This is a genomic window from Rhodococcus sp. Chr-9, from assembly GCF_000801125.1.
GTDB classification, from domain to species: Bacteria; Actinomycetota; Actinomycetes; order Mycobacteriales; family Mycobacteriaceae; genus Rhodococcus; species Rhodococcus pyridinivorans.
Window position 1 is genome coordinate 1 of record NZ_JTIZ01000033.1, and the last position, 1322, is coordinate 1322.

The window sequence follows — 1322 nt, forward strand, 5'->3', positions numbered from 1 at the left end:
GGGCGTTCCCCCCGAGATATGGACACCAATACCTATGCGGCGGAAGTCATCATAGTCGATCTCTGCTCGAACTCGATAGGACAGATCTGACCGAGAGCGGAATGCCTCCTTCGCGTGTTGTAACGCGTGATCCAACGGAAGACGGCGGTGCGGGCCTCACCTGCGCTGTTCCACCTTTTCCGGCCCTGGAGTGTCTCCCGCTTCAACGTCGCGTTCCATGATTCGGCGGCAGCGTTGTCCGCCGACGTTCCGACCGCACCTCGCGACCGGGTCACGCCCAGCTCGCGGCAGACATCCGCGAAGTTCTGCGAGACGTATTGGGCACCGTTGTCGGAGTGGAAGATCGCGCCGTCGAGACCGGCGGCACCGCGGGCGGCGGCCGCTGCCCGCAGGGCGTCGGTGACCAGCTCGGTGCGCATATGCGGTGCGATCGACCACCCCGCCAACCGTTTGGAGTTCAGGTCCAATACTGTTGCCAGATAGAGGAAGTCACCGTCCCCGACGGGGAGGTAAGTGATGTCGCCGACATACTTGGTGTTCGGTGCGCTCGCGGTGAAGTCCCGCCGGATCAGGTCCGGCACCGGGCTCGCGGAAGGTTCGGGGACTGTGGTGCGCACGGTCTTGCGCAGGTGCACCCCGACGATCCCGTTCGCACGCATCACCCGTTCGACCCGCTTGTGGTTCACCTCGATCCCGGCGTCGCGCAACTCAGCCGTGATGCGCGGGGCACCGTAGGTGCCGTCGAACTCGTCGTGAATCCCACGGATCCGCGTCGCGAGCTCCTCGTCGGCACGGGCACGTTCGGCCCGGGCAGGCGCGGCGGCGAGCCACCGGTAGAAACCGGATCGGGACACCTCGAGGATCTGGCACAGCCACTTCACCGGCGCGGTGTTGCGGTGGTCGTCGACGAACTGGAAGCGGCTCACCAGTTGGTCTCGCCCGCGAAATATTTCGCGGCCCTCCGCAGAATTTCCCGCTCGGTCTCCAGCTTGCGGATCTGCGCTTTGAGCTGCCTGTTTTCCTCTTCCAACACGGACTCGGACGATACCCCGCCCGCCGGTGCCGGCTTCCGGGGCCGGTCCGCTGCGGACGCAGTGCCGGTGCGTTTACGTTCCGCACGCACCCAGTTGCGCAGGGTTTCGCGGCTGACGCCCAGGTCCTTGCCGATGCCCTCGAAGGTGTGGCTCGGGTCGGACAAGTACAGCGCGACGGCATCGGCCTTGAACTCCGCCGAATACGCCTTCATCACCATCGTGACATCACTCCTTCTGGGCCCTTCATGGCCCAGTGTTCAGGATGTCCACACTCCGGGGGGAATGCCC

The 1322-nt window shown here is 65.3% G+C and carries 1 protein-coding gene; it reads right to left on the minus strand.

Annotation, left to right across the window (positions count from 1 at the left end; all coding sequences use genetic code 11):
* Positions 1-32: 32 nt before the first annotated feature.
* Positions 33-1252, minus strand: a protein-coding gene (locus QR64_RS03430) for an IS3 family transposase (RefSeq protein WP_152640908.1) whose coding sequence is annotated in 2 segments (ribosomal slippage) — positions 33-943 and positions 943-1252 — 1221 coding nt in all. Because the reading frame shifts where the segments join, the coding sequence is not laid out codon by codon here.
* Between the last annotated feature and the right edge of the window lie 70 nt (positions 1253-1322).